The organism is Sphaerospermopsis kisseleviana CS-549, from assembly GCF_028329225.1.
In the GTDB taxonomy this organism is placed as follows: Bacteria; Cyanobacteriota; Cyanobacteriia; order Cyanobacteriales; family Nostocaceae; genus Sphaerospermopsis; species Sphaerospermopsis kisseleviana.
This window is the reverse complement of sequence record NZ_JAQMTI010000109.1, coordinates 1-23823: the sequence shown is the minus strand read 5'-3', so window position 1 is coordinate 23823 and position 23823 is coordinate 1. Positions and strand designations below refer to the sequence as shown.

Sequence of the window (23823 nt, the reverse complement as noted above, 5' to 3'; positions counted from 1 at the left end):
CCAACATTTATAAGCTTTTGTTGGGTTGCGCTATCGCTTAACCCAACCTACAAAAACTCTTAACCGAACAGTATTGGATTGGTAATAGGTGATTGGTGATTGGTAATTGGTAACTAGATCATGATTTTAGAACGAAATATAACCAACGCATTTCAAATGGATGAAACCACGTAGCAACGCCATGTACACTCTTGGAGTGTGTAGAGTCGCATTGCTACTGTTTTACCACAAACCGTTTAATAATATTTCTTCAACAACTTGTTAGAAAATAACAGTACAAAAACTAACAAACTTAACTGAATTTGCCAAGGTGCAACAATCAGGCTCAGAATCAGCGTTACAGCCGTCAATACACCTGAAATATAAGCAACTTCATCATTATGTTTGTTCCAAAAGTAACCAGTAATTAACCCAGTAAATAATGGAATCAGAAAAAACAAAGGCATTTTACCCAATCCTGAACTAACAGCCTCATGGTTGAAATCCATAGATTCAACCTATAGGAGGAATAAGAATTGATTATAGACTTACGTATGTTTCCTTTACAAGAATTTTACAATATTTTTCTTGAACAAAGCTTAAACTGAGGATAGGAAACAGTTTAAATTATATAACTGGGTATATAATTGGGTATATAATTGGGTATATTATGAAATTTACAGGCTTGTACTGGCATATTGAGCAAGCATATTAAATCTTGAAGTAGCATTTTTAACAAAAAAATCGAATGTTGAACATTCCGCAATTACTAGCAACAGAACTAGAACTTAAACCCCATCAGGTGCAGAACGCACTGGAACTTTTCGCTGAGGGTGCGACAATTCCCTTTATTGCACGGTATCGCAAAGAACGCACTGGAGAAATGAATGAAGTGCAATTGCGGGATTTATCTGATAGGCATACGTACTTAACAGAATTAGAAGAAAGAAAGCAAGTAATTTTAAATGCCATATCAGAACAAGGTAAACTCACAGACGAACTACAGCAGAAAATAACCTCCTGTTTACAAAAAACAGAACTTGAGGATTTATACTTACCATACAAACCAAAACGCCGCACCCGTGCAACTATCGCTAGAGAGAAAGGACTAGAACCTTTAGCAGCATTTATTAAATCATTAAATGTGAAAAATGGCGTAGGTGCTGACTTAGAAACAGAAGCGGCAAAATATATTTCTGAAGAAAAAGGCGTAAAAAATGCAGAGGAAGCATTAAAAGGCGCATCAGATATTTTAGCTGAAGAAGTAGCAGAAAAAGCAGAATTACGCGCCTATCTGCGGGATTATTTCTTAGATGAAGGGGTGTTTGTTTCCCGTATTAAAGAAGAACATCCAGAAGGTACAACCAAATTTGAAATGTACCGCAATTATCAAATCAAAATCAAAAATATCGCCCCTCATAATATGCTGGCTTTGTGTAGAGGAGAAACAGAAAAAATCTTAAATTTTGACATGGATTTTGATGAAGATTTTGTACTTTCCTATTTAGAATCCCAAGAAATTAAAACCAAGGTCAGAAATATCAGAGACTTTTATCAAGCCATGTTAAAAGATGCCTTTAACCGCTTGATGAAAACTTCTCTTATCAGTGAAGTAATTTCTGAGAAAAAAACTTATTCTGATATAGAATCAATCAAAACATTTGAAGCTAATTTGCGGGAATTATTATTATCTGCACCTGCGGGAATGAAACCCACATTAGCGATAGATCCAGGTTTTAGAACAGGTTGCAAAGTTGCAGTTTTAGATCAAACAGGTAAATTCTTAGAATATCAAGCTGTATTTCCTCATCAAGCAGCAGAACAACGACAAAAAGCAGCACAAACACTAAAGAAATTAATTCAAAAATACAACATTGAATTAATCGCCATTGGTAACGGAACAGCATCCCGTGAAACCGATGAATTTGTAACAGAAGTATTAACAACTTGTGAACGCAAACCTGTTAAAGTCATAGTCAATGAATCTGGTGCTTCCATATATTCAGCCAGCAAAGTTGCACTTGCAGAATTTCCTGATTTAGATGTTACCGTCAGAGGTGCAATTAGTATCGGGAGAAGATTACAAGATCCCCTAGCAGAATTAGTAAAAATTGACCCCAAATCAATTGGTGTGGGACAATATCAACACGACGTTGATCAAAAATTGCTGAAAAAGAAACTCGATGAAACAGTAGAAAGTTGTGTGAATTATGTGGGAGTAGATTTAAACACTGCATCCAAAGAATTGCTAACCTTTGTTTCAGGAATTACCCCCACAGTTGCTAACAATATTATTGCTTATCGCAACCAAAACGGCGCATTCAAAAATCGCAAACAACTGTTAAAAGTAGCGAAACTAGGACCAAAAGCTTATGAACAAGCAGCAGGTTTTTTAAGAATTAGAGATGGAGAAAACCCCCTAGATAACACCGCAGTTCACCCAGAAAGTTATCCTGTAGTAGAGGCGATCGCTAAAGATTTACAAGTACCATTAAAGCAGGTAACACAAATAGCTGAAAACCTGAAAAAAACCAACCTCAAAAAATACGTAACTGACACCATTGGAGAACCAACCCTGCGTGACATTCTCAACGAACTAGAAAAACCAGGAAGAGATCCCCGTGCAGAATTTAAGTATGCAACATTCAAAGAAGGAATAAAAGAAATTAGCGATTTAAAAGAGGGAATGGAATTAGAAGGAATAGTCACCAACGTTGCTAACTTTGGTGCATTTGTTGATATCGGAGTACATCAAGATGGTTTAGTTCACATATCCCAACTTGCAGATAGATTTGTAGATGATCCTAAGAAAATAGTTAAAGTTGGACAAGTAGTAAAAGTCAGAGTATTAGAAGTGAACGAAAAATTAAAACGCATTGGTTTATCAATGAAAGCAGTCAAACAATAAGCAAGGAGTCAGGAGTCAGGAGTCAGGAGTCAGGAGTCAGGAGTGAAAACCGCTGACTGGAAAAGACTCCAGTTTCCTATAAGTGAAAAATCATCCTTTCGATATACCTCAATCCTATCTAGCAACAGATGTGAAAACTGCAAAATTCTTTAAAAATAAAGGTAGCAGTTAGAGAGGTAAAAATAATGTGGGCGACATTTTTAACCGCACTCGCTACAGCATTAAGCTTGTTAATTGTCGATATCATCTTTCCTGGTGTTAGAATTGCCAATTTTCCCGCAGCTTTAATTGCTGGGTTAGTAATTGGTGCGATTAATGGTTCAATTAAACCAATTATTTCCACCCTGTCTTTACCATTGACTTATGTAACTTTCGGTGGATTTTCTTTAATAGTCAACGGAATTTGTTTTTGGTTAGCATCAGTTTTAGTTCCTGGTTTTAGAGTGCAGGGAATTATCGCTTTTCTTCTCGCTCCAGTAGTTCTATCTTTGGCTAATACCTTCATCAATAAATACTTTGCAGAAAGAAATCTGGAGTTACAAGGCAATAATAGTCAAATCACGACTGAATCTTAAATGAAAGCAAGTAAGTAGTTTTGAAAAAATAGGAATCATCCCATGAAATTAACTCGTTTGCTGCTTGGTTTGTTCTTACCTCCTGTGGGAGTATTTCTGACAGAAGGTGTAGGTATAACTTTGATCATTAACATTTTGTTAACCTTGCTAGGTTGGCTTCCCGGTAGTATTCATGCACTGTGGGTAATTACCAAACATGAAGAAAGATTGAATAGAGGGGAAGGTTTTTAGTTGAATTTTTGCAGAGAAATAGCAGTTTGTGTTCAATAAATTTCTTCCACTAATAGATTTTCTGCTGCTTCTAACATAGATGCAGCAATATTTTTTAAATCTTCCCGATTATTTAAATAAGTTCTTAAAGCTTCCATCGGATCAATACTACTGCTGGCGCTTAATTCAGGAATACGCGGTTTAGCTAATTGACTAACTAATTCTGGTTGAATTGTATAGATGTGCGCTGTACTTAAAGCTTTATGAATTGCGGAATTTTCAATTAAATCTAACTGTTCAGAACGCAATTTATAGATTAACCTAACTACAGTTTCTTCGAGTTCATATTTAGCGATCGCCTTCAACAAAACTTCCTGCGGATCATCACTTTTAGATAAATCTACCTCAATAGTGCGAAATGTACGCACAGGTAAAGAGCAAAATTCCCACTCTACATTACCTTTTTCCAACTCCACCATTACATAACCTTTATCTTCCTTCTCCTCACTAAAATCTACCCTTTCTATACTCCCAGGATAAATCACAGGTGGATCATTAGATTTATTCAGATTTTGATGGCAGTGAACATGACCCAAAGCCACATAATCAAAACAAGGGCGTGTTAACAAAGATAAAGGTAAAGTAAAGCCCTTACCCACAGCTAACAAACGTTCAGCACCTAACATAGCATTATCAGCCATTAAATGGGCTAAAAGTACGGTAGGTACATCGGGATCAAGTTTTCTCACTTCTCCTTCTAAAACCACTTCTAAGCGTTCTGTTAAAAGTTGATTGACTTCAGCCATAGATAAACCCGCTGTTTCCTTACGAGTCATCAACATCGAACGAGTCAACCAAGGGAGGGTAATTACTTGTACTTTACCGTTACGGGTGGGGATATGATGGGTAGTTAAAGTATCACCAACTACAAAACCAGGAACGCCAAGAGTACGGTAAATATTTAGACTTGCGCCGCCCACACCTTGGGAATGTAAGTCATGATTACCAACTAACAAAACTGTCGGTATATTGGCATCTACAAGGCGGCGGAACTGACTAGCAAAGGCTTCTTGTACGTAGGGTGCGGGTGTGGCATCGGGAAAAGCATCACCACCAAAAATCACCATATCTACTGGTTCTGATAAAGCGCGATCGATACACAAAGATAGGGTATTGACAAAATCTTCTAATCGTGTATTTAAGCCTGTGGCGGGGTTGATGCGGCCGTGGGAGAAACCGCTTCCTATATGGATATCTGAAAGGTGTAGGATTTTAATCATGTTGCTGAGTGGGATTTTTTTTAACGAACCGCAAAGAACGCAAAGGACACGAAGGTAAGAGGGTTTAAGAGAGATTTTCTATAGGTTTTATGATAACGAATCACAGAAGTACAGAGGACACGGAGGGAGGAGGTTTTAGTTTTTATCTGCGTTTATCTGCGTTTATCTGCGTTCGATTATTTTTGATGCTTGGGTTATGTTACAATTACGGGCATATTTAAGCATACATCTTTTTATGTTACAACCTGGAAAGCCTTTACAACAACGTCCCCAATATGTAATAGAAGAAGAAATAGGTTCTGGGGGTTTTGGTGTTACCTATAAAGCTAAACATCAAGAGTTGAAGTTACCAGTTGTTATTAAAACTCCTAATAGTCGTTTGTGTAGAGATGCTAATTATCCTAAATATGTGGAAGGTTTTCGCAAGGAAGGAAGAAGATTAGCAGAGATTACCCAACTTCAACATCCCAATATTGTCAGAATTATAGACTTTTTTGAGGAGGATGATTTACCATGTCTGGTGATGGATTTTGTTAAGGGTGAAAATTTATATCATTTGGTGCAAGATAAAGGTGTTTTATCAGAATCTACTGCTATTGATTATATTAAACAAATTGCTGATGCTTTATCTATTTGTCATGAAAATGGCATTATTCACCGAGATGCACATCCTGGGAATATGATTTTAAGAGAAAATAGCAATACTGTAGTTTTGATAGATTTTGGTTTAGTAGGAAATGTGGACAGTGAGAGTATTAACCAAGCTGCTAATTTAGCTTTTGCACCTTGGGAACAAATGTTAGATACAGAGAAAGCACCAACTCTTGATGTTTATACTTTAGCTGCTTCTTTGTTTTATTTATTGACTGGAGATACTGCCACACCTTGTTTAGCAAGGAAGCTAGATAATCGGACTTTAATAGAACCGAAGGAATTAAATTCTAGGATTAGTGATAAGTTAAATCAAGCAATTGTTAAAGGATTGGAATTAGAACCTAAAAACCGTCCGCAAATTATTAAGGAATGGGTGGGTTTATTTTCTGAAGTTGACAGTATCAGGAAGATAGAAATTGAGCAATTAATATGGTGGTTAATGGCTCTCCTAGAGTGGCTATGGTAATTTAATAAAAAACAACGGTTAAAACCATTAGTGTATAACGATTACATCAATCAAAAATAATAGATTTAATAAAAATTGATTTTGATTTTATTGAATCTATTGATACATAATGAATTTAACCAAGTATTAAGTGTTAAATGGTCATATCTAGTCTAGGAGAGCCTGGTTAATCAAAATTATCGGTATCTTATGGGTTGTCCTTTTTGTGTATTTGTCGGTGTTTGGAGAATTTTGTATATTTGGCTTGAATGTTTGTTTCGTTGGAGGTTGATTTTGTAGTTTGTAGAGTGCGGTGGAAGTGCGAAAATATCAGAAAATATACAAATCAATTAAATACACGACGTAACGCACCAGTTCTATTGTCAGAATCAGGATAACCAGGATTAAAGGATTAACAGGATGGTAATTTTTAGATGGTTGATAATCATTGAAAAACCATCATCAAAAAACATCCTGAAAATCCCAATATCCCCACAAACTATCATCAAAAAACATCCTGATAGCGAAGCGTGGCGTTAGCCATAAATCCTCAAATCCTGGACATCCTGATTCAGACAATTTCTTCTTTGCGTCTTTGCGAGAAACTTAAATCTTAAAAATCCCCACTACTAATTTATCAATCACATCTTGTAAATCATAAAATCCTGGACATCCTGATTCAGACAGAAAAATAGTGAATTTTGACTTACCGAAAATTGTCCTAAATCAGACAATATTGTGCTAAAATATAAGTAGTGAAAAATCATATTTTCAAAATTATGATCTTACAAACATGGCAACAATCTCATTCTCAAGAATTACAACAAATTACCGAAACATTAGCAAAAATAACTCAACTTCCAGCAGAAGCAGTTAAACCTCATCTTGATGCAATGCTAGAACAATTAGTTAAAACTACAGAAACCCCATTTTATCAAACAGTTTCCGATGAGGAATGGATTACAGCATTAAATGAATGGAGTTCTAGTCATACAAAAAATACACCTATTTTATCTGACTACGCTGTAAGACGAGCAGGTATTTATGAAGAAGAGGAAATATAGTGGCATATTTAATTGATACTAATATCATTTTGATAATAGCACAACCACATCATCCAATGTGTCCTGAATCTTTAAATGCACTTGCTACACTCCGAAGAAAACAAGAAACTTGTTATTTAACACATCAAAATTTAGTAGAATTTTGGCGTAGTGCTACTCGTCCTGTAGAAAAAAATGGCTTAGGAATGAGTTTAATTGCAGCAGAAGCAGAACTAGAAAAATTAGAAAATTTCTTTCCCATATTACCAGATATACCGGAAATTTATCAGCATTGGAAACAGATTGTAATTGAGTATGGTGTGATGGGTGTCAACGTTCATGATGCAAGATTAGTAGCAGTTATGTTTGCTCATCAAATAACTCACCTTCTTACTTTCAATATGAGTGACTTTAAACGCTATGGAAATAAAATTACCCCAGTACATCCAAACACTTTATTAATCTGATGAATATCGATATTATATAAAATTGCAAATCCACATCCTGAAAATCCTATAATCCTGGACATCCTGATTCAGACAATTTCTTCTTTGCGTCTTTGCTTCTTAGCGTCTCTGCGCGAAACTAAAATCTCAAAAATCCCCACACACAAATAACTTATCAATCACATCCTGTAAATCCTCAAATCCTGGACATCCTGATTCAGACAAATACAAAATATTAATATTAGTCATTAGTAATTAGCCATTTTTTAACACATTACCAATGACCAATGACCAATGACCAATGACCAATAACTAAAAACTAAAAACTAAATGTGAATACCACACTCAGTTTTACCAGTTCCTCTCCAACGTCCAGCGCGTTCATCTTCACCTTCACGTACTTTAGTAGTAATAGGTTCATCACCAATGCTAGGATATCCTTGATCATGAAGTGGGTTATAAATCACTTTGTGTTCTGCAACATAATCCCAGCTTTGTTTGCGAGTCCAAGCAGCTAAAGGATTAATTTTTAAACGTCCTTGGTTGTCTAATTCAAAAATAGGCATATTGGCACGGGTAACAGCTTGGTCACGACGGCGACCTGTAATCCAAGCTACGGTGTTTAGTTCGTTTAAACCGCGTGTTAAAGGTTCAATTTTAGTAACGTCGTGGAATTTGATAATATCTGTATCCCATAATGCTTCACCGTACTTAGCCGCAAAAGCTTCACGGGTGTCTACATCAGGTGCTTTGTAGGTTTTTAAATCTAGGTTATATAGGTCTTTTACTTTAGCAACTAATTCTAAAGTTTCTTTGAAGTGATACAGAGTATCTAGGAAGATAACGGGTACTGGATGCTTGAGTACAGTATATAAAATGTGGGTGAGGATGATGTCATCAACGTTAAACGCGCTGGTTTGTACTAAACCTGTGGGTATGTTTTCCACAGACCAAGCTAGAATTTCTGTAGGGGTAGCGGTTTCAAATTTCTGATTTAAGCTATCTAAATCAAAAGTTGCAGCGACTGTCATGATAATTCTCTAGTAAGGTATTTTTACTTTGTGTTAAGTTTCATCCTACCTTATAAAGACACCTATTCCTATCGTTATTGTTGATATTTAGGTAATTATTTTGTACGGTTATTACTACAGGGGATATTTTAAAGTCTGTTTCTAAACGCAGATAAGCGCAGATAATCGCAGATGTTATATATAATATAATATTATAATACATATTTATTGCCATTTTTCACTACCAGGTAATTTAATAATGATTTCTGTGATAGCTTTTGGTAAGTCTTTTACAGAATGGATATAAGTCAATTCTAGAAAATTTAAAGCAGTGGAAATTATGTTATTTTTATCAACCATTTCTGCTAGTTGAAATTCTGTATAGATACCATTTAAAACTTCTACGCTTGCATCACCTATGGCTAATTCTATTTCTTCCTGCAACCAGGTATCCCATTCATCTTTATTGATGTAATAGGATTCTTTATTTTCTTTGAGATTGATTTTTTTGATTTCTACTAAAGAGTTACGAATAGATGCAACCCAAGAGTTTGTTAATCTTTGTTCTATTTGATTTTTAATCAAAGGAATTAACAAAACCCTTAAAAATGATTGAATATTCCTTAAAATTGCTTGTTTACTCATCCCCTCTAATTCATCTACAATTGCTAACGCATCTTCATATCTTCCAGCTAAAATGCTATTTCTCAAGTCTATTAATTCCTGTGTCATCTTTTTTCACCTCTTAGCTTTTCCCTAACTGCTAATTTTCCCCACTGGGTAATTTACCTAAATATTCATCTATTATATCAGGTAATTCTCGGATTTGATAATTATAGATAAATGTGAGTAATTCTGTTGCTGTTAATATTAATTGTTCTTTATTGAGAAGTTGTGAAAGTTGTTTTCTGTTAAATTTCCCATTCATTACTTCTAAACTTGCATCACCTATTGCTAATTCTATTTCTTCCTGCAACCAGGTATCCCATTCATCTTTATTGATGTAATAGGATTTTTTATTTTCTTTGAGATTGATTTTTTTGATTTCTACTAAAGAGTTACGAATAGATGCAACCCAAGAGTTTGTTAATCTTTGTTCTATTTGATTTTTAATCAAATGAATTAACAAAACTCTCAAAAATGATTGAATATTCCTGAAAATTGCTTGTTTACTCATCCCCTCTAACTCATCAACAATAGCCAAAGCATCTTCATAACGTCCAGCTAAAATACTATTTCTCAAGTCTATTAATTCTTGTGTCATTTTTTATCACCTCTTAGCTTTTCCCTAACTGCCAATTTTCCCCACCGGGTAATTTACCTAAATATTCATCTATTATATCAGGTAATTCTCGGATTTGATAATTATAGGTAAATTCAAGTAATTCTGTTGCTGTTAATATTAATTGTTCTTTATTGAGAAGTTGTGAAAGTTGTTTTCTGTTAAATTTACCATTCATTACTTCTAAAGTAGCTGGACGAATAGCAGACTCTAAAGCATCTGTTAATATTTCACCCCATTCATCATTATTGATATAATAAGATTTTTTATTCTCTTTTATGTTCAATTTCTTAATTTCTAAAATCGCATTTTCAATAGATGCTGCCCAAGAATTTGTTAATCTTTGTTCAATTTGATTTTTGATCAAATGAATTAACACAACTCTCAAAAATGATTGAATATTCCTGAAAATTGCTTGTTTACTCATCCCCTCTAATTCATCTACAATTGCTAACGCATCTTCATATCTTCCAGTTAAAATACTATTTCTCAAGTCTATTAATTCCTGTGTCATATTAATTAATCTCCAGGGTTAACTACCTTATATTAATATAATAAATAAATCAGAAATTAGATACCCTACATCCCCCTTAAAAAGTGTGAATCTATTCACCCTTTATTAAGGGGGGTTAGGGGGGATCTGGGGTTATTTAGTCGTTACGGTTTAATAAGGCCATTTCCAGTCTCTAATTTCTGGCATATCTTCACCGTGTTTCTCGATGTATTGCTTATGTTCAATCAATTTATCTTGTAAATTTTGTTTCACATAAGCGGCTTTATAACCCAATTTTGGTACACGATCTATTACATCCATTACTAAATGGAAACGATCTAAATCATTCATTACCACCATATCAAAAGGTGTGGTTGTTGTTCCTTCTTCTTTGTAACCACGAACATGAATATTATTGTGGTTTGTATGGCGATAGGTGAGACGATGAATTAACCAAGGATAGCCATGAAATGCAAAGATAATTGGTTTATCTGTGGTAAAGATGATATCAAAATCTTTGCTGCTTAAACCGTGGGGATGTTCACTTTTTGGTTGTAGTGTCATCAAGTCTACAATGTTCACTACCCGCACTTTTAATTCTGGGAAATTTTGCCGTAAAATATCCACCGCAGCTAGGGTTTCTAAAGTGGGAATATCCCCCGCACAAGCCATAACTACATCGGGTTCACCATCTTGATCATTACTTGCCCATTCCCAAATTCCTAAACCTTTGGTACAGTGTTTAATGGCTGCATCCATGTCTAAATATTGCAGTGCCGGTTGTTTTCCAGCTACTATCACATTTACATAGTTGCGACTTCTTAAACAATGGTCGGTGACAGATAACAAAGTGTTAGCATCGGGTGGCAGATAAACACGAATAACGTCGGCTTTTTTGTTAATTACATGATCCAAAAACCCTGGATCTTGGTGAGAGAAACCGTTATGATCTTGTCGCCAAACATGGGAAGTGAGAAGATAATTTAAAGAGGCGATCGGTCTTCTCCAAGAAATATGACGAGTTGTTTTTAACCATTTAGCGTGTTGGTTAAACATCGAGTCAATGATATGAATAAATGCTTCATAACAGGAGAAGAAACCATGTCTTCCTGTTAGCAAATATCCTTCTAACCATCCTTGACAGTTGGTTTCACTCAGCATTTCCATCACCCGACCATTTGCTGATAAATGATCATCTTCGGGGATGGTTTCCGCTACCCAAGTTCTGTTAGTAACTTCTAGTACAGGATCGATGCGGTTAGATGCGGTTTCATCGGGTCCAAAAACTCGGAAGTTCTGGCTTTCCAGGTTTTCTTTCATCACATCCCGCAGGAATTTTCCAGTAACTTTGGTTGCTTCTGCGTTGACTGTTCCGGGTTTGGGGACTTCTACTGCATAGTTGCAAAATTCTGGTATGATTAAATCACGCAGCAAGATACCACCGTTAGCGTGGGGGTTGTCTCCCATGCGTCGCTGGCCTGTGGGTGCGAGTTCTGCAAGTTCGGGAATGAGTTGACCGGTTTCGTCAAAGAGTTCTTCGGGTTTGTAACTCTTCATCCAGTCTTCTAACAGTTTTAGGTGTTCTGGTTTACCAGCTATATCGCTAAAGGGGACTTGGTGCGATCGCCAATAGTCTTCTGTTTTCTTCCCGTCTACTTCCTTGGGTCCAGTCCAACCTTTGGGAGTTCTTAAAATGATCATTGGCCATTGCGGGCGTTTTTTGAAACCATGTACCCGCGCTTCTCTTTGGATACCTTGAATTTCCGTAACAATAGTATCTAAAGTTGCTGCCATTTGTTGATGAACATCCGCCGGATCAGCACCTTCCACAAAGTAAGGTTTATAGCCGTAGCCGATAAATAGGCTTTCTAGTTCATCATGGGGTATCCGTGCTAATATGGTGGGATTAGCAATTTTATAACCGTTCAAATGTAAAATCGGTAAAACCGCACCATCAGTAGCAGGGTTGAGGAATTTGTTAGAATGCCAGCTTGTAGCTAAAGGTCCGGTTTCGGCTTCCCCATCACCCACAACCGCCGCAACTAACAGGTCTGGGTTGTCAAAAGCAGCACCAAAAGCGTGTACTAAAGCATAACCGAGTTCTCCCCCTTCGTGAATAGAACCGGGGGTTTCCGGGGCAACGTGACTAGGAATACCACCAGGGAAGGAGAACTGTTTGAACAGTTTTTGCATTCCCTCTGCATCTTGGGAAATGTTCGGGTAATATTCGCTATATGTTCCTTCTAAGTAGGTGTTAGCTACCAGTCCGGGTCCACCATGTCCGGGTCCTGCGATGTAGATGGTGTTGAGGTCGTATTTTTTAATGATGCGGTTGAGGTGAACATAAATAAAGTTCAGTCCAGGGGTAGTTCCCCAATGTCCTAATAGTCGCGGTTTTACGTGGTCTTGTTTAAGGGGTTCTTTCAGTAAGGGGTTGTCGAGGAGGTATATTTGTCCGACTGAAAGATAGTTGGCTGCACGCCAATATGCGTTAATCTTTTGTAATTCTGTGTCTGTTAAGGGTTTTTGTTTTGGAGTGCTGGCTAAAGTCATTTTCAACTCCGGTAGTATTTACACCATTGTTTAGTGTAATGGTTTGCTGTTTTGGTGTCATCTTACCTGTGATTTGTTTTTTCGGTGGGTTGTTACAGATTTTTTTTATGTCACGCAGAGGCGCAGAGGCGCGGAGAGAGGAAGAAGTGATGATAAGTTTTTTTCTTATAAACGCCAATTATCTAATATTAATGAATAGCCTAAATTTTAAATTATTATTAAGTAATGATTTTTCTATTTTATTAGTCTTTAATATTATGTCCTCTTTTTTCCATAGCTTCAGCTACTATTTCATCAACAACTTCTGGAATATCGGCATATAATCCCATTAATGGGTCTTTTTAATTGGTCTTTTTGTTCTTGAATTTCTGCTAATCTAGCAATTACTTTTGTGAGCAATTCTGATACACTAGATTGGTTAAGCATTGCTAGGGTTTTGGCTCTTTTCAATGTGAGTCTGTCTATTTCTAAGTTAATTTGTTCCATGATGACTTTGACCTCTATTTTATGGTTTTATCTAATTGTATCATAGTAGTTGGCGTGTCGGTTTGATGATTGCTGCGAATTTCAAATACTCCATTAAAACCTTTTAAGGGTTTTATTTTGGTATGAGTTTGATTAGTTTGCACTCGATAGAGAATATACCCAATTTCGTCAATTACATCTTCAGGAAATTCTAAAAGTTCTTCTTTGGAGGTTTTGAATCTTACGACACATCCTTTTTTATTGTATATGATAGCACATAGTCTTAGTTAAAGATACAAAAATATACAAAATGCGTGTCAAACTAGGAAATTCAACTTCTTGAAAAAATCGAGTATTTGGGAAAATTTACTGATTATTATAAAACCTGAAGAATTACAAATTAACACATTAGCAAAAAATCAAAAAATGCAAATTGTTAAACGCAATATCGAATTAAAAGTAGATGATAGTTTAATGCGGGTTTATGTCGCATCTCCTAAAACAGAGGGTAAATATCCAGGAATTGTTTTTTACAGTGATATTTATCAATTAGGTGGGGCAATAATTCGCTTAGTTAATTATTTAGCTGGGTTTGGTTATGTTGTCGCTGCACCGGAAATTTTTCACCGTATTGAACCTATAGGTTCTATCATTGAACCTGATGATCTGGGGAGAATGCGCGGTAATGATGATGCACGCAGAACTTTAATTTCTGAATATGATGCAGATACTCGCGCTGTAATTGATTTTCTCAAAAATGACAATTCAATTATTGCTGAAAAAATCGGCACTTTGGGTTTTTGTATTGGTGGACATTTGGCTTTTCGGGCTGCTTTTGAAGATGAAATAAAAGCTTGTGTTTCCTGTTATCCTACAGGTATTCCCATCGGTAAATTAGGTAAAGGTGTGGCGGATACTATTCACAGATTTTCAGAAATTAAGGGGGAAATGTTGTTAATTTTTGGTACTCAAGATCCCCATATTCCTGAACAGGATAGACAGACTATTATTAAGGGTTTAGAAACTGCAAAAATACCTCATCAATTTTTCTGTTATGCAGCGGAACATACTTTTATGCGAGATGACGGTTATCGTTATGATGCGGAAGCGGCGACATCTGCATGGCGAGAAATAATTGCTTTTTTGGAGAGGAAGTTTAAAGGGTAATTTCTAATTTTAAAACAACTTATTTAAGGGTTTAGCACTGCTAAACCCCTACCCAACAAAATATAAAATCGCTGAAAGTCTCTTCCCTTTTGCCTATTGCCTTTTGCCTTGCCATAAGGATAAATTTCAACGCCTACCTACTTAGTCGAACTCATGTTATGTTATGTTTGGTGAATTTATCACTTCAAGCTTTTCATGTTTCAACTAACAAATGACAAACTTACCAGAAATACTCAAAATTACTCGTGAGGTGGGTTGGGGTGCTGCTAAGTTACTGCGATCCTATTATCAAGCAACCGCTAACAACCTAGAAATAGAATACAAGCAAAATGAACCTATAACTGTTGCCGATAGAGTTGTGAGTGAGTATATCCTATCCCATCTACAAGCAGCATTTGTTGATGAAGATTTTGGTTATATTAGCGAAGAAACCTATAAATCTCAACAAGGTAAATATCCTGGGGAGTTAGTTTGGATTATTGATCCTTTGGATGGTACAAGAGATTTTATTAATAAAACTGGGGAATATGCAATACATATTGCTTTAGTGCAAAACACAAGGCCAATTTTAGCGGTGGTAGCAATACCGGAAGCGGAAAAGATATATTATGCTACTAAAGGTGGTGGTACTTTTGTCGAAACTGTTAATGGTTCTCATCCTTTGAAAGTGGCTGCTGCTAAACCACTTGAAGATTTAATCTTGGTTGTCAGTCGTTCCCATCGTCATGATAAGTTAGAATTTTTACTGAAAAATCTACCCTGCCAAAAACAAAAAGCCATTGGTAGTGTAGGTTGTAAAGTGGCTGCTATTGTCGAACAACAAGCAGATGTTTATATTTCCCTGTCTGGAAAGTCAGCCCCTAAAGATTGGGATCTGGCAGCACCAGAATTAATTTTAACAGAAGCTGGTGGTAAATTTACCCACTTTGACGGCAGAGCATTAGAGTATAACACCGGTGACATCAACCAATGGGGCGGTTTGTTGGCTAGTAGTTCTCAAGATCACGAAATATTGTGTCAGAAAGCAGAACTAACATTAACTGAGTTTGCGGCTAAATGAAGCCCGTACACAAAAGATAAATTATTTTCCATGTAGACGTGAGTTATGCTATAATTATAATTCATGCTAAATGAGAGTGATAATTCCTAAAATCCTTAATGATTTTTTAGCTTTCAGCCTTCTATCAGCACCTAGTCAGATGTTCAGTTGGATCTAGTCTATGGGTAGCTGAGGAAATGTTACTTCTTAGGAGTTCATATTCAAAGGCTGTGCTATACTCGCGGATATAAAGATTATTTTCGGTTGAGTAAGTCGTTTTAATTTGTTTTAAATGCGTCTCTCCGAATCTAACTCTCTACACTCTCTGGTTTGGGAGACCATCTATGTCAATTTACGTTGGAAATTTGTCCTATCAGGTGACAGCAGAAGATTTGAAACTGGCTTTTGCTGAGTACGGTACAGTTAGCAATGTGCAGCTACCCACTGATAGGGAAACAGGCCGTCCACGTGGTTTTGCCTTCGTGGAAATGTCGTCTGAAGCTGAAGAAAAAGCAGCTATTGAAGCACTTGATGGTGCTGAGTGGATGGGGAGAGATTTAAAAGTGAACAAGGCTAAACCCCGTGAGGAAAGAGGTTCTTCTCGTGGAGGTGGAAGCTGGGGTGGCGGTGGCCGTTCTGGTGGAGGTCGTGGAGGCGATCGCCGTTATTAATCCTGTTCTGAAGAAATTTTAAATCTTTTAAATCTAGAGTCTCCAGCAGATAAAGCCCAGGGTTTGACTCTGCTGAGATATTTTTATACTCTAGTTTGTATGTGTTAAACCAAAAAAGGAGGACTAGGAATGACACAAGTAGTTTTAGGGGAAAATGAAGGTATTGAATCAGCTTTGCGGAGATTTAAACGTGAAGTTTCCAAAGCCGGAATTTTCCAAGATATGCGGAAGAATCGCCATTTTGAAACACCTTTAGAAAAAGAGAAACGTAAAGCAATAGCTAGACACAAGCAACGTCGTCAACAGCGTTCTCGCTTCAAGTAAGATAGTAGGTGACAGGTAACAGGTGACAGGTGACAGTAATGTTCACTGCAACTGTGTAGAAGTCAGTTACCATCTCTTCGTTATTCCGCTGAAAATTTGTTTTTTTTGTGGTGATACAATCTACCAGCCACAAGTAATTAGTAGAAACTAATAGAAAACCTGTTTGTAGTAGTGCTGCATTTATTGATTTTCGGCACTACTACAAGTTGTATTTAGGCTCAAAAATTAGCTAAATTTCTGCAACTGCGCGTTCAATCAAACGTCGTGCTAAAGTTTGAGTTCCTGTATGTTCATAGTAATTAGTGGACATATCTAGAAAAGCGGCTACATAGTCTAATTTGTCATCACTAAATTCAAGAAAACCTTGTAAATTGCCAAGAACTTTCTGAGCAGTTAAAGCATTAGCACTAACTATACCATTCATCCAACCCTTAACAGAATCAACACTTTGACCAATAAAGTCTAGTTTACCACCAGTACCATTGCCAGGAATTGCATCTTTCATGGTTCTAAAAGTAGAGTTTTGATCCAACTCTTGGGGTTTCATGTTACTGAGGAAAGTTAATGATTTTTGGATAAAATCAGGACCTAGAGGAATAATACCATCAACAGCAACCAAAGCTGCCATGCGAATCATTGACTCACCACTATATTCACCTAAAGCACCAACAAAATCGCCAATACTATCACCGGGAATACCATTAATTTGGCAAAAAGCGACTAATTCAGCGACTATTTTTAAAGTTAAATCAATAGTTTGAGCTTTATCTGGTTTGGGAGTGATAGAGTTTAAAAAACCAAATAAGGGAATGGTTTCACCAACTTTATTAGCCAAAGCGGCTGCACCTAAAGCCTTATCAGTACCATCAACAGTTTGATAAAGCCATAAAGCAGTTTGATAACCTTGGGATTTATCATTAAAAAGATAAATTGCCCGTTCACCAATTTGCTGAATTAGATCCTCATCATCTTCACCAGTCACAGTTTTAATAGTATTGACAAAACCCACAGTATTTTGCCATTCACCGGGAGCAATAAAATCCAAAGCATTTAACATAGAAACAGTTAAACCGCTGGTTGGTAGTTCATCAACTAACTCAAAAATTGGTTTACTCACAAAAATCTCCTGATTGATATGTTGTTATCCGAAATTTAGAGGTCATTTCAACTTAGCTAAACCATCAAGATCAAATTTTTCAATCCAATCTTCCCTGTCACTAGCGTTAAATAATGGATCTTTAGAAATCACTTTGACTTGATACTTACCCACCAAAATAGAAGTTTGAGTTTTACCCGTTTCTACAGCAGGATAACCTTCAATTTTCTTGGTGCTATTGGCATATTTTGATGCTACTGTCGGCGTGCTGGTAGTATCAGAAATAGCTAATTGAGCAACAACTTTACCGTCTTTTTTCAAATTCGCTTCTGAAAAGCCTTTTTTCTCTTGGGTATAAACTCGGTCGTAATCATCATCACTTTCAGGAAAGAAAGCATTTAATTTACTACCCTGAGTGGCATTTTTAACAACAGCCTGACCACTTTTTTGTTTTGTGCTTTCCTGTTGTGCTTGATCAAAACGATTAGGTACTTTTTCCGCACAAGCGGTAGTCAGCAATAAAACACACAGTAGTAAACTGGCTAAAATTCTACGACTACGAGATAAGATCATGTTTTTTCTCCTTCAATGCTTGAAGCTTGAGGCAATTATCTGCTTTACTTGAGTATTTGCACCAAAAAATTTACTATTTGATCATGATTGGTAGTCCAGATAACCAATTTTTTCCTAACTTGATGATTCCACACGATAAGCTATCACAGTATAGAAGGGATCTCCTCCTGGTAAACCCAACCATTGTAAAAAATTCGGCGCAGTTGATTTATTGATGATCACTTCGGGAGTGGAAAACCCTGGTACTGAAACAAAGTAACGCTTAACTAGCTCAACTCTAGACGCTTCTGAGGCATCCCGCCAGATTTGAATCGCCTTTTGATAAAACATCCGGTTAGAAAAGCTGATAATAGCCACACCACCAGGTTTAAGAATACGGTGAATCTCGGAAAATACAGCTTCTGGATATTGAATATACTGGACAGAAACACAGTTGACAACAGCATCAAAATCCTGATCTGGCAAGGGTAGCTGAGGTTGTGAGTTGAGATTTTGCACGAAATAATGGTTCAGTCGAGGATTGCGTGCTAGTTCCTCGGCGTTGAGTCCATGTCCCTCCACATGAGCAAATTCTATTTCTTCTGGTAGATGAGACACCCAACTGCTCATCATATCAAAAATGCGCGTGTTCGGTTGCAGTCGCTGACGATATAAATCTGTTAATTGTTGAATAAAGCCTTCATCAACGTGGGTGACAAAGCGCGGGTAGTCGTAAAACAATTTATCATCGGTGTCATCTAACTTGAGACGTTGATCTGGTCGCAACAGCATACGATTTGTTTGAGAATTTGTTTGAGAATTTGTTTGAGAATTTGTCGGGTAAGTTTGGGTAAGAAAAAATTGCCTGATTTGTGTCAATTTGGTGAGTATTCTGATTTTGAATTGTGTATACTAACCAAACTAATTCATGACTTACGCAGAACAGAACGCAAGTAGGGGTAATTCATGAATTACCCCTACGCAATAATCAGGTTTTTAGTCCAATTTTGCCTAAGTCCTATAATTTTAAAACAAAACTGTTACACAATCTACAGATCAACTGATGATTCTCATTAATTAAATGTTCTATAAATCACCTTTATTGAAAGATGTCTGGCTACAAATTCGTTTATTGACAAAATCACACTATGCTCTTTTGTTAATTTGGTTACTACCTTTATTGCTATTTACTTCTGGTGAAACTAGCCTCATGGCACATGACGAAGCTCTTTATGCAACAAGAGCGCGTTTGATGTTTGATTCTGGTGACTGGATAGCACCTTGGGAAAATGCCCATCATAAAACCCCTGGTTTTTATTGGTTAATTGCTGTTTTTTATCAGTTATTTGGTGTCAGTGATACCACTGCCAGAATACCTGCTATGATTGCGGGAATTTGTTGCACATTAGTTATATATGAAATAGCTAAAATATTACTGGGTAAAAAGTTAGCTTACCTATCGACGGCTATTTTGAGTGTAGAATTTCTCTGGCTACAATATTGTCGTTTAGCTGCACCTGATGTACCTACAATTCTATTAGTGTGTTTAGGTATTTTATGTTTATTAAATTCTGAATTATATCCAAAATATAGATGGATTTATGGTTTGATTGTTGGTTTATGTTTTGGTTTAGGTTTCTTGCTCAGAAGCTTTATGATTTTTTTGCCGATGGTGGCTTTATTACCTTATTTAATTGGAGAAAATCGCCGTCATCGTCATCTTACCAACCCGATGTTATATGTAGGATTTTTAATTGGGTTTATTCCTACTTTAGTTTGGTTATGGTTTAGCTGGCAGCGTTATGGTGGTGATAGTTTTGGCCAGTTGTGGGATTTTGTCGTGCGACTGGGTAGTCGTGAACAACATGGAAATAATATATTTTTCTATTTCTGGAATATTCCTTTAAAATCTTTTCCTTGGTTCTTTTTTAGCCTTTTAGGTTTAGCTTTAGTAATTCGTAAACCTATCCCTCGCTACCAATTATTATTAGTAGGTTTTCCTGTTGTTTTATTTTTAGAAATCAGTTTATTTTTGACTCGATTTTCTCATTATAGTCTTTGTCTTTATCCTTTTATTGCTATGTTTGCCGCTGTGGGTTTAGACTGGTTGGGAAAAATTTACCAACAAAGAAAATCGAGTAAAGTTAGTAACTTTAGTAAAGTTCAAGCATCTCTTACCCGCAATATTAGTTATGTATTTGGTGTTTTAGGTATTATCTTTATTTTAGCTGGTGTAGTGGCTTTGGTTGCAGGGATTCTTGATATTCAAAAGTATGCAATTCTGGCGTTAATTTCTGGTTTAGGTTGTTTAATTGTACCTTGTGTTTGGATTGGACGCTATCATTTTTATCAGAAATTTCTCACTTATCGTTACTGGATGGGTGGTTGGTTAATTGCCTGTTGGTTATCTATCGCTACGGCTGGGAGTTTAGGTTTATTAGGAGACTTAAACCCTGAATTTAGAATGTTTTTTCAGCAAGAATATATTGCGTCAATTCTCCAAAATTATCCGGTAGCTTTTGTCAAATCCGATGATAAATATTCTGTTTTGATTAATTTTTATACTCCTATTCATGGTCAAAAAGTACAGTCAATTTCTCAATTACCAGCTTTGAGTTATGCTTGGATTTATCCGCCTAATTCTGATGATTTAGTTAAGAATTATCGTGTTGTTGGTAGTATTAAAAATTATCAATTAATTCAAGTTTTACCAGTTGAAAATAAAAGTTCGTAGTCAGCGATGAATCGCTTACTACGAACCAACTTTATTTGACATTAGCTTCTGGTTGATGAGAGTCTTTATCTTTGAATAAATCAGCCGCTGCTAATAATAACTCTCTCAAATTTTGTTTTAATTGACGTTCTTTTTTCGCTATGGATGCACCTGCTTCACCGAGTTTGTTTTCTAACTGAGAGTGTTTTTCTCCTACTTGTGTAGCCAGATTTTCCGCTTGGGGACGAGCTTGATTATACCAGGTTTTGGCATCGTCTAAATATTCTTTAACTTCTACAGAACGTCCGCCATAACGTGCGGCTAAATTAGCACGAATAATGGCTAATTGTGCTTGTAATTGGGCGTAGCGTTTCTTTAATAAAGCGACTTCTTCACTATTTTGGATAGTATGAATTGCTGAGGCGATCGCATTTTTAATACTATCCGATTTTTCTTGACTTGTATCCTGAATTTCTGCTAACATTCCCTCAACTTCTTGTTGCAGTTGTTCTTCTTCTTGATCTAATTTCGCTTGAATTTGTTTGAGTTCGGTTTGGGTTTTGACAATAGCTTCATGTCTTTTGCTATTCACCCCTTCTAAAGCACCTTCAATAGAAGCTGTGACTTCTTCTTTGATTTCGCTACCTTTATCTTGGAGATTTTCAATTACTGTAGAAACAGCATCTTTAACTAAAGTGCGTAACTCACTAGAACCTTCTTTGACTTCAGCAGAAACTTGAGAAACTGCGGTTTTAACAATTTCTCTAATGTTTTCTGTTCTTAATTGTCCCGTGGCTTTGGCTTCTTGTAAATCTGCTTGGATTTTTTCTTTAATGTTGTTAGTCATTGTTAATCCTGATAATAATCATAATGCTACATAGTCATTATGACTCATGATTTTTTTGTCTACACACCTCCTGGAGATAGAAAACAGCAAATCAAAAGTTAGATTTGTGCAAAGTCACCAATTATGAGATGATAAATAATCAGATCTCCGACTTCTTTGAGAAGTCGGGGATCTATATCCTGATGATGAGAAATAAATAATTAACTATGTGGCGTGTAAATATCACTTGTTCGGGAGATGCTTGGAAAATTCATGGTGCTGAGTTTAAAACAATGGCACAAAATTATCGAGGTGAAGTGATATCTTCTAAAAAACTGCCCGATGGTACTCGCATCATGGCTTATAAAATTGAAGATGTCAGTGATGCGGAGGAATTTCAAGAAAAGTGCGCTAATTTTCCAGGGTTTACATCTGATTTTGAATCATTATAACCATGAAAAAACTCATACCTTTGTTATTATTCACTTTCTGTTTGTGGATAATCAATTTTTCCTTACCAGCTAACGCTTTAGATACCCAAAATGGGGCGGAAGTTTTTAGCGTTCATTGTGTTGGATGTCATATCAATGGTGGTAATATTATTAGAAGAGGCAAGAACTTAAAAAAGAATGCTTTGAAAAGATATGGTATGGATTCTTTAGAGGCAATTACAAATATCGTCACTAATGGTAAAAGTAATATGTCAGCCTATAAAGAAAAGTTGACAACGGAAGAAATCAAAAATGTCGCGGCTTATGTTTTGGAACAAGCAGAAAACAACTGGAAATAATCAGATCAAAAATATCATGTTACCTGAAGCAAGTTATTTACAATTTACCCCTGATTTAAAGATTTGCCGAATTTTAAATGGAATGTGGCAAGTTTCTGGAGGACATGGACGCATTAACCAGAAAGCTGCTATTGAGTCAATGTTTCAATATGTGGATGCTGGGTTTACGACTTGGGACTTAGCAGATCATTATGGACCAGCAGAAGATTTTATTGGTGAATTTCGTCGTCAGTTAATAGCAACTCGTGGAGAAGAAGCGGTTAATAATATTCAAGCTTTTACAAAATGGGTTCCGCGTCCGGGAAAGATGACGAAACAAATAGTAGAGGAAAATATTAATATTTCTCTGCGTAGAATGGATGTTAAATCATTAGATTTGATGCAGTTTCACTGGTGGGAATATCGAGACTCTAATTATTTAGATGCTCTCAAATATATGGCAGAATTGCAAACAGAGGGCAAAATTAAGCATTTAGCTTTGACTAATTTTGATACGGAACATTTGCAAATTATCACGGAAGCTGGAATTAAGATTTTTTCTAACCAGGTGCAGTATTCTTTGGTTGACAGAAGACCACAGGTAAATATGGCTAAATTCTGTCAAGAACATGATATAAAATTGTTTACCTATGGTAGTGTGTGCGGTGGTTTGTTATCAGAAAAATATTTAAATCAACCAGAACCACGGGGTTTTGATTTGAATACAACCAGCTTGAAGAAATACAAAAATATGATTGATGCTTGGGGTGGTTGGAGATTATTTCAAGAATTGCTTTCCACCCTGAAACAAATTGCCGATAAACATCAAGTGAGTATTGCTAATGTGGCTGTGAATTACATTTTAAATCAGCCCGCAGTAGGCGGTGTAATTGTTGGTGCTAGGTTAGGAATTGCAGAACATATTGCCGATAATGCGCGGGTGTTTGGGTTTAGTTTGGATGCTGAGGATGTGAAAAAAATTGATGCAGTTTCGCAGCAGTCACGGGATTTATATCAGTTAATTGGTGACTGTGGGGATGAATATCGAAGGTAGTTAAGCTGGGGTTGGGGAATAACTAACCCCTCATTTATTCTTCGTGCATCAAAGCTTGAAACTGAAAACTGACAACTGAAAACTGATAATTGATCACTGAATAAATCAACAAATAGTTATTTTTTTAGTTAGGGTTTGCTGAATAAACCTAAAACCTTGATATATCAAAGGTTAGAGGCTGATAAACACAGAAATTAGTGCAAGGGTTTTGAAGGGTATACCGGAAAAAGTGTGCATTTTTGGGGATTTCAAGAGATGGCAAAGAAATT

Annotated in this window: 26 protein-coding genes; 14 read left to right on the top strand and 12 right to left on the bottom strand. The window is 36.3% G+C overall.

From position 1 onward, the window contains the following. Positions 1-236: 236 nt before the first annotated feature. Positions 237-446 carry a hypothetical protein gene (locus PN497_RS09585; RefSeq protein WP_096572584.1) on the bottom strand — a complete coding sequence of 70 codons (210 nt, stop codon included), beginning with the start codon at positions 444-446 and terminating at the stop codon, positions 237-239. Positions 447-727: 281 nt separating this feature from the next. On the opposite strand from PN497_RS09585, the gene PN497_RS09580 reads away from it, so the two are divergent. The 3 genes from PN497_RS09580 (at position 728) to PN497_RS09570 (ending at position 3693) form a co-directional block, all read left to right on the top strand. Further along, positions 728-2887, top strand: coding sequence for a Tex family protein (locus tag PN497_RS09580; RefSeq protein ID WP_096566011.1), 2160 nt, complete (start codon positions 728-730; stop codon positions 2885-2887). Positions 2888-3072: 185 nt separating this feature from the next. Beyond that, positions 3073-3462, top strand: a complete 390-nt coding sequence (locus PN497_RS09575) for a phage holin family protein (RefSeq protein WP_096566009.1) — start codon at positions 3073-3075, stop codon at positions 3460-3462. A gap of 42 nt (positions 3463-3504) precedes the next feature. Continuing rightward, positions 3505-3693 carry a YqaE/Pmp3 family membrane protein gene (locus tag PN497_RS09570; protein ID WP_096566007.1) on the top strand — a complete coding sequence of 63 codons (189 nt, stop codon included), beginning with the start codon at positions 3505-3507 and terminating at the stop codon, positions 3691-3693. A gap of 32 nt (positions 3694-3725) precedes the next feature. Here the strand turns inward: PN497_RS09570 and sbcD are convergent, their stop codons facing one another. Then, entirely contained in the window at positions 3726-4952 is a 1227-nt protein-coding gene (sbcD, locus tag PN497_RS09565; RefSeq protein WP_096566005.1) for an exonuclease subunit SbcD, read from the bottom strand. A gap of 196 nt (positions 4953-5148) precedes the next feature. Between sbcD and PN497_RS09560 the strand changes: the two genes are divergently transcribed. From PN497_RS09560 to PN497_RS09550, 3 genes are all read left to right on the top strand, one after another. After that, the gene (locus tag PN497_RS09560) at positions 5149-6072 is read left to right on the top strand and encodes a serine/threonine protein kinase (RefSeq protein WP_096566003.1); all 924 of its coding nucleotides are present in this window, start codon (positions 5149-5151) and stop codon (positions 6070-6072) included. Positions 6073-6830: 758 nt separating this feature from the next. Beyond that, a complete protein-coding gene (locus PN497_RS09555; protein WP_096566001.1) occupies positions 6831-7115 on the top strand; it encodes a hypothetical protein in 285 nt (94 codons plus the stop codon). After that, a complete protein-coding gene (locus tag PN497_RS09550; RefSeq protein WP_096565999.1) occupies positions 7115-7561 on the top strand; it encodes a type II toxin-antitoxin system VapC family toxin in 447 nt (148 codons plus the stop codon). The genes PN497_RS09555 and PN497_RS09550 overlap by 1 nt, the downstream gene beginning before the upstream one ends. 305 nt (positions 7562-7866) lie before the next feature. On the opposite strand, the gene cysH is transcribed toward PN497_RS09550, so the two are convergent. The 6 genes from cysH to PN497_RS09520 form a co-directional block, all read right to left on the bottom strand. Next, on the bottom strand, positions 7867-8571 hold the full coding sequence (gene cysH, locus PN497_RS09545) for a phosphoadenosine phosphosulfate reductase (RefSeq protein ID WP_096565997.1): 705 nt from the start codon (positions 8569-8571) through the stop codon (positions 7867-7869). Positions 8572-8775: 204 nt separating this feature from the next. Further along, positions 8776-9282 (bottom strand): DUF29 family protein, encoded by a 507-nt coding sequence (locus PN497_RS09540; RefSeq protein ID WP_096565995.1) that lies wholly within the window; start codon positions 9280-9282, stop codon positions 8776-8778. A 31-nt stretch (positions 9283-9313) separates the two neighbouring features. Then, on the bottom strand, positions 9314-9814 hold the full coding sequence (locus PN497_RS09535; RefSeq protein WP_096565993.1) for a DUF29 family protein: 501 nt from the start codon (positions 9812-9814) through the stop codon (positions 9314-9316). A 13-nt stretch (positions 9815-9827) separates the two neighbouring features. Further along, on the bottom strand, positions 9828-10346 hold the full coding sequence (locus tag PN497_RS09530; RefSeq protein ID WP_096565981.1) for a DUF29 family protein: 519 nt from the start codon (positions 10344-10346) through the stop codon (positions 9828-9830). A 150-nt stretch (positions 10347-10496) separates the two neighbouring features. Next, the gene (locus PN497_RS09525; protein WP_096565979.1) at positions 10497-12878 is read right to left on the bottom strand and encodes a phosphoketolase family protein; all 2382 of its coding nucleotides are present in this window, start codon (positions 12876-12878) and stop codon (positions 10497-10499) included. 294 nt (positions 12879-13172) lie between these two features. Next, complete coding sequence (locus tag PN497_RS09520; RefSeq protein ID WP_096565977.1) at positions 13173-13364, bottom strand: hypothetical protein; 192 nt, start codon at positions 13362-13364, stop codon at positions 13173-13175. A 405-nt stretch (positions 13365-13769) separates the two neighbouring features. On the opposite strand from PN497_RS09520, the gene PN497_RS09515 reads away from it, so the two are divergent. The 4 genes from PN497_RS09515 (at position 13770) to rpsU (ending at position 16544) form a co-directional block, all read left to right on the top strand. Then, entirely contained in the window at positions 13770-14510 is a 741-nt protein-coding gene (locus PN497_RS09515; protein WP_096572583.1) for a dienelactone hydrolase family protein, read from the top strand. Between the two features lie 211 nt (positions 14511-14721). Next, positions 14722-15570 (top strand): 3'(2'),5'-bisphosphate nucleotidase CysQ family protein, encoded by an 849-nt coding sequence (locus tag PN497_RS09510; protein WP_096565975.1) that lies wholly within the window; start codon positions 14722-14724, stop codon positions 15568-15570. Positions 15571-15893: 323 nt separating this feature from the next. Beyond that, on the top strand, positions 15894-16220 hold the full coding sequence (locus tag PN497_RS09505; RefSeq protein WP_096565973.1) for an RNA recognition motif domain-containing protein: 327 nt from the start codon (positions 15894-15896) through the stop codon (positions 16218-16220). 129 nt (positions 16221-16349) lie between these two features. After that, positions 16350-16544 carry a 30S ribosomal protein S21 gene (gene rpsU, locus PN497_RS09500; RefSeq protein WP_013192888.1) on the top strand — a complete coding sequence of 65 codons (195 nt, stop codon included), beginning with the start codon at positions 16350-16352 and terminating at the stop codon, positions 16542-16544. A 229-nt stretch (positions 16545-16773) separates the two neighbouring features. Here the strand turns inward: rpsU and PN497_RS09495 are convergent, their stop codons facing one another. The 3 genes from PN497_RS09495 to PN497_RS09485 all read right to left on the bottom strand — a co-directional run bounded on the left by PN497_RS09495 (position 16774) and on the right by PN497_RS09485 (position 18984). Continuing rightward, positions 16774-17661, bottom strand: coding sequence for a hypothetical protein (locus PN497_RS09495; RefSeq protein ID WP_096565971.1), 888 nt, complete (start codon positions 17659-17661; stop codon positions 16774-16776). A gap of 42 nt (positions 17662-17703) precedes the next feature. Further along, the gene (locus PN497_RS09490; RefSeq protein ID WP_096565969.1) at positions 17704-18213 is read right to left on the bottom strand and encodes a hypothetical protein; all 510 of its coding nucleotides are present in this window, start codon (positions 18211-18213) and stop codon (positions 17704-17706) included. Positions 18214-18327: 114 nt separating this feature from the next. Further along, on the bottom strand, positions 18328-18984 hold the full coding sequence (locus PN497_RS09485; RefSeq protein WP_096572582.1) for a class I SAM-dependent methyltransferase: 657 nt from the start codon (positions 18982-18984) through the stop codon (positions 18328-18330). A gap of 289 nt (positions 18985-19273) precedes the next feature. Here PN497_RS09485 and PN497_RS09480 point away from each other — a divergent pair, with 289 nt between their 5' ends. Beyond that, positions 19274-20926 (top strand): ArnT family glycosyltransferase, encoded by a 1653-nt coding sequence (locus PN497_RS09480; protein ID WP_096565967.1) that lies wholly within the window; start codon positions 19274-19276, stop codon positions 20924-20926. Positions 20927-20957: 31 nt separating this feature from the next. Here PN497_RS09480 and PN497_RS09475 read toward each other — a convergent pair whose 3' ends face one another. Continuing rightward, the gene (locus tag PN497_RS09475; protein WP_096565965.1) at positions 20958-21752 is read right to left on the bottom strand and encodes a histidine kinase; all 795 of its coding nucleotides are present in this window, start codon (positions 21750-21752) and stop codon (positions 20958-20960) included. Positions 21753-21958: 206 nt separating this feature from the next. Between PN497_RS09475 and PN497_RS09470 the strand changes: the two genes are divergently transcribed. From PN497_RS09470 to PN497_RS09460, 3 genes are read left to right on the top strand one after another with little or no spacing between them, the layout of a single operon-like run. After that, the gene (locus PN497_RS09470) at positions 21959-22183 is read left to right on the top strand and encodes a hypothetical protein (RefSeq protein WP_096565963.1); all 225 of its coding nucleotides are present in this window, start codon (positions 21959-21961) and stop codon (positions 22181-22183) included. Between the two features lie 2 nt (positions 22184-22185). After that, positions 22186-22521, top strand: coding sequence for a cytochrome c6 PetJ (gene petJ / locus PN497_RS09465; RefSeq protein ID WP_096565961.1), 336 nt, complete (start codon positions 22186-22188; stop codon positions 22519-22521). A 13-nt stretch (positions 22522-22534) separates the two neighbouring features. Beyond that, on the top strand, positions 22535-23554 hold the full coding sequence (locus PN497_RS09460; RefSeq protein WP_096572581.1) for an aldo/keto reductase: 1020 nt from the start codon (positions 22535-22537) through the stop codon (positions 23552-23554). The last annotated feature ends 269 nt before the right edge of the window (positions 23555-23823 follow it).

Bases quoted from the DNA above. Each gene is read 5' to 3' on its own strand.
- PN497_RS09520 (WP_096565977.1), bottom strand. From the start codon at position 13,364: ATGGAACAAATTAACTTAGAAATAGACAGACTCACATTGAAAAGAGCC.
- PN497_RS09530 (WP_096565981.1), bottom strand. From the start codon at position 10,346: ATGACACAGGAATTAATAGACTTGAGAAATAGTATTTTAACTGGAAGA.
- PN497_RS09515 (WP_096572583.1), top strand. From the start codon at position 13,770: ATGCAAATTGTTAAACGCAATATCGAATTAAAAGTAGATGATAGTTTA.
- PN497_RS09555 (WP_096566001.1), top strand. From the start codon at position 6,831: ATGATCTTACAAACATGGCAACAATCTCATTCTCAAGAATTACAACAA.
- PN497_RS09485 (WP_096572582.1), bottom strand. From the start codon at position 18,984: ATGCTGTTGCGACCAGATCAACGTCTCAAGTTAGATGACACCGATGAT.
- PN497_RS09490 (WP_096565969.1), bottom strand. From the start codon at position 18,213: ATGATCTTATCTCGTAGTCGTAGAATTTTAGCCAGTTTACTACTGTGT.
- sbcD (WP_096566005.1), bottom strand. From the start codon at position 4,952: ATGATTAAAATCCTACACCTTTCAGATATCCATATAGGAAGCGGTTTC.
- PN497_RS09510 (WP_096565975.1), top strand. From the start codon at position 14,722: ATGACAAACTTACCAGAAATACTCAAAATTACTCGTGAGGTGGGTTGG.
- PN497_RS09535 (WP_096565993.1), bottom strand. From the start codon at position 9,814: ATGACACAAGAATTAATAGACTTGAGAAATAGTATTTTAGCTGGACGT.
- cysH (WP_096565997.1), bottom strand. From the start codon at position 8,571: ATGACAGTCGCTGCAACTTTTGATTTAGATAGCTTAAATCAGAAATTT.
- PN497_RS09570 (WP_096566007.1), top strand. From the start codon at position 3,505: ATGAAATTAACTCGTTTGCTGCTTGGTTTGTTCTTACCTCCTGTGGGA.
- PN497_RS09575 (WP_096566009.1), top strand. From the start codon at position 3,073: ATGTGGGCGACATTTTTAACCGCACTCGCTACAGCATTAAGCTTGTTA.
- PN497_RS09470 (WP_096565963.1), top strand. From the start codon at position 21,959: ATGTGGCGTGTAAATATCACTTGTTCGGGAGATGCTTGGAAAATTCAT.
- petJ (WP_096565961.1), top strand. From the start codon at position 22,186: ATGAAAAAACTCATACCTTTGTTATTATTCACTTTCTGTTTGTGGATA.
- PN497_RS09480 (WP_096565967.1), top strand. From the start codon at position 19,274: ATGTTCTATAAATCACCTTTATTGAAAGATGTCTGGCTACAAATTCGT.
- PN497_RS09540 (WP_096565995.1), bottom strand. From the start codon at position 9,282: ATGACACAGGAATTAATAGACTTGAGAAATAGCATTTTAGCTGGAAGA.
- PN497_RS09560 (WP_096566003.1), top strand. From the start codon at position 5,149: ATGTTACAATTACGGGCATATTTAAGCATACATCTTTTTATGTTACAA.
- PN497_RS09475 (WP_096565965.1), bottom strand. From the start codon at position 21,752: ATGACTAACAACATTAAAGAAAAAATCCAAGCAGATTTACAAGAAGCC.
- PN497_RS09525 (WP_096565979.1), bottom strand. From the start codon at position 12,878: ATGACTTTAGCCAGCACTCCAAAACAAAAACCCTTAACAGACACAGAA.
- PN497_RS09505 (WP_096565973.1), top strand. From the start codon at position 15,894: ATGTCAATTTACGTTGGAAATTTGTCCTATCAGGTGACAGCAGAAGAT.
- PN497_RS09580 (WP_096566011.1), top strand. From the start codon at position 728: ATGTTGAACATTCCGCAATTACTAGCAACAGAACTAGAACTTAAACCC.
- PN497_RS09585 (WP_096572584.1), bottom strand. From the start codon at position 446: ATGCCTTTGTTTTTTCTGATTCCATTATTTACTGGGTTAATTACTGGT.
- rpsU (WP_013192888.1), top strand. From the start codon at position 16,350: ATGACACAAGTAGTTTTAGGGGAAAATGAAGGTATTGAATCAGCTTTG.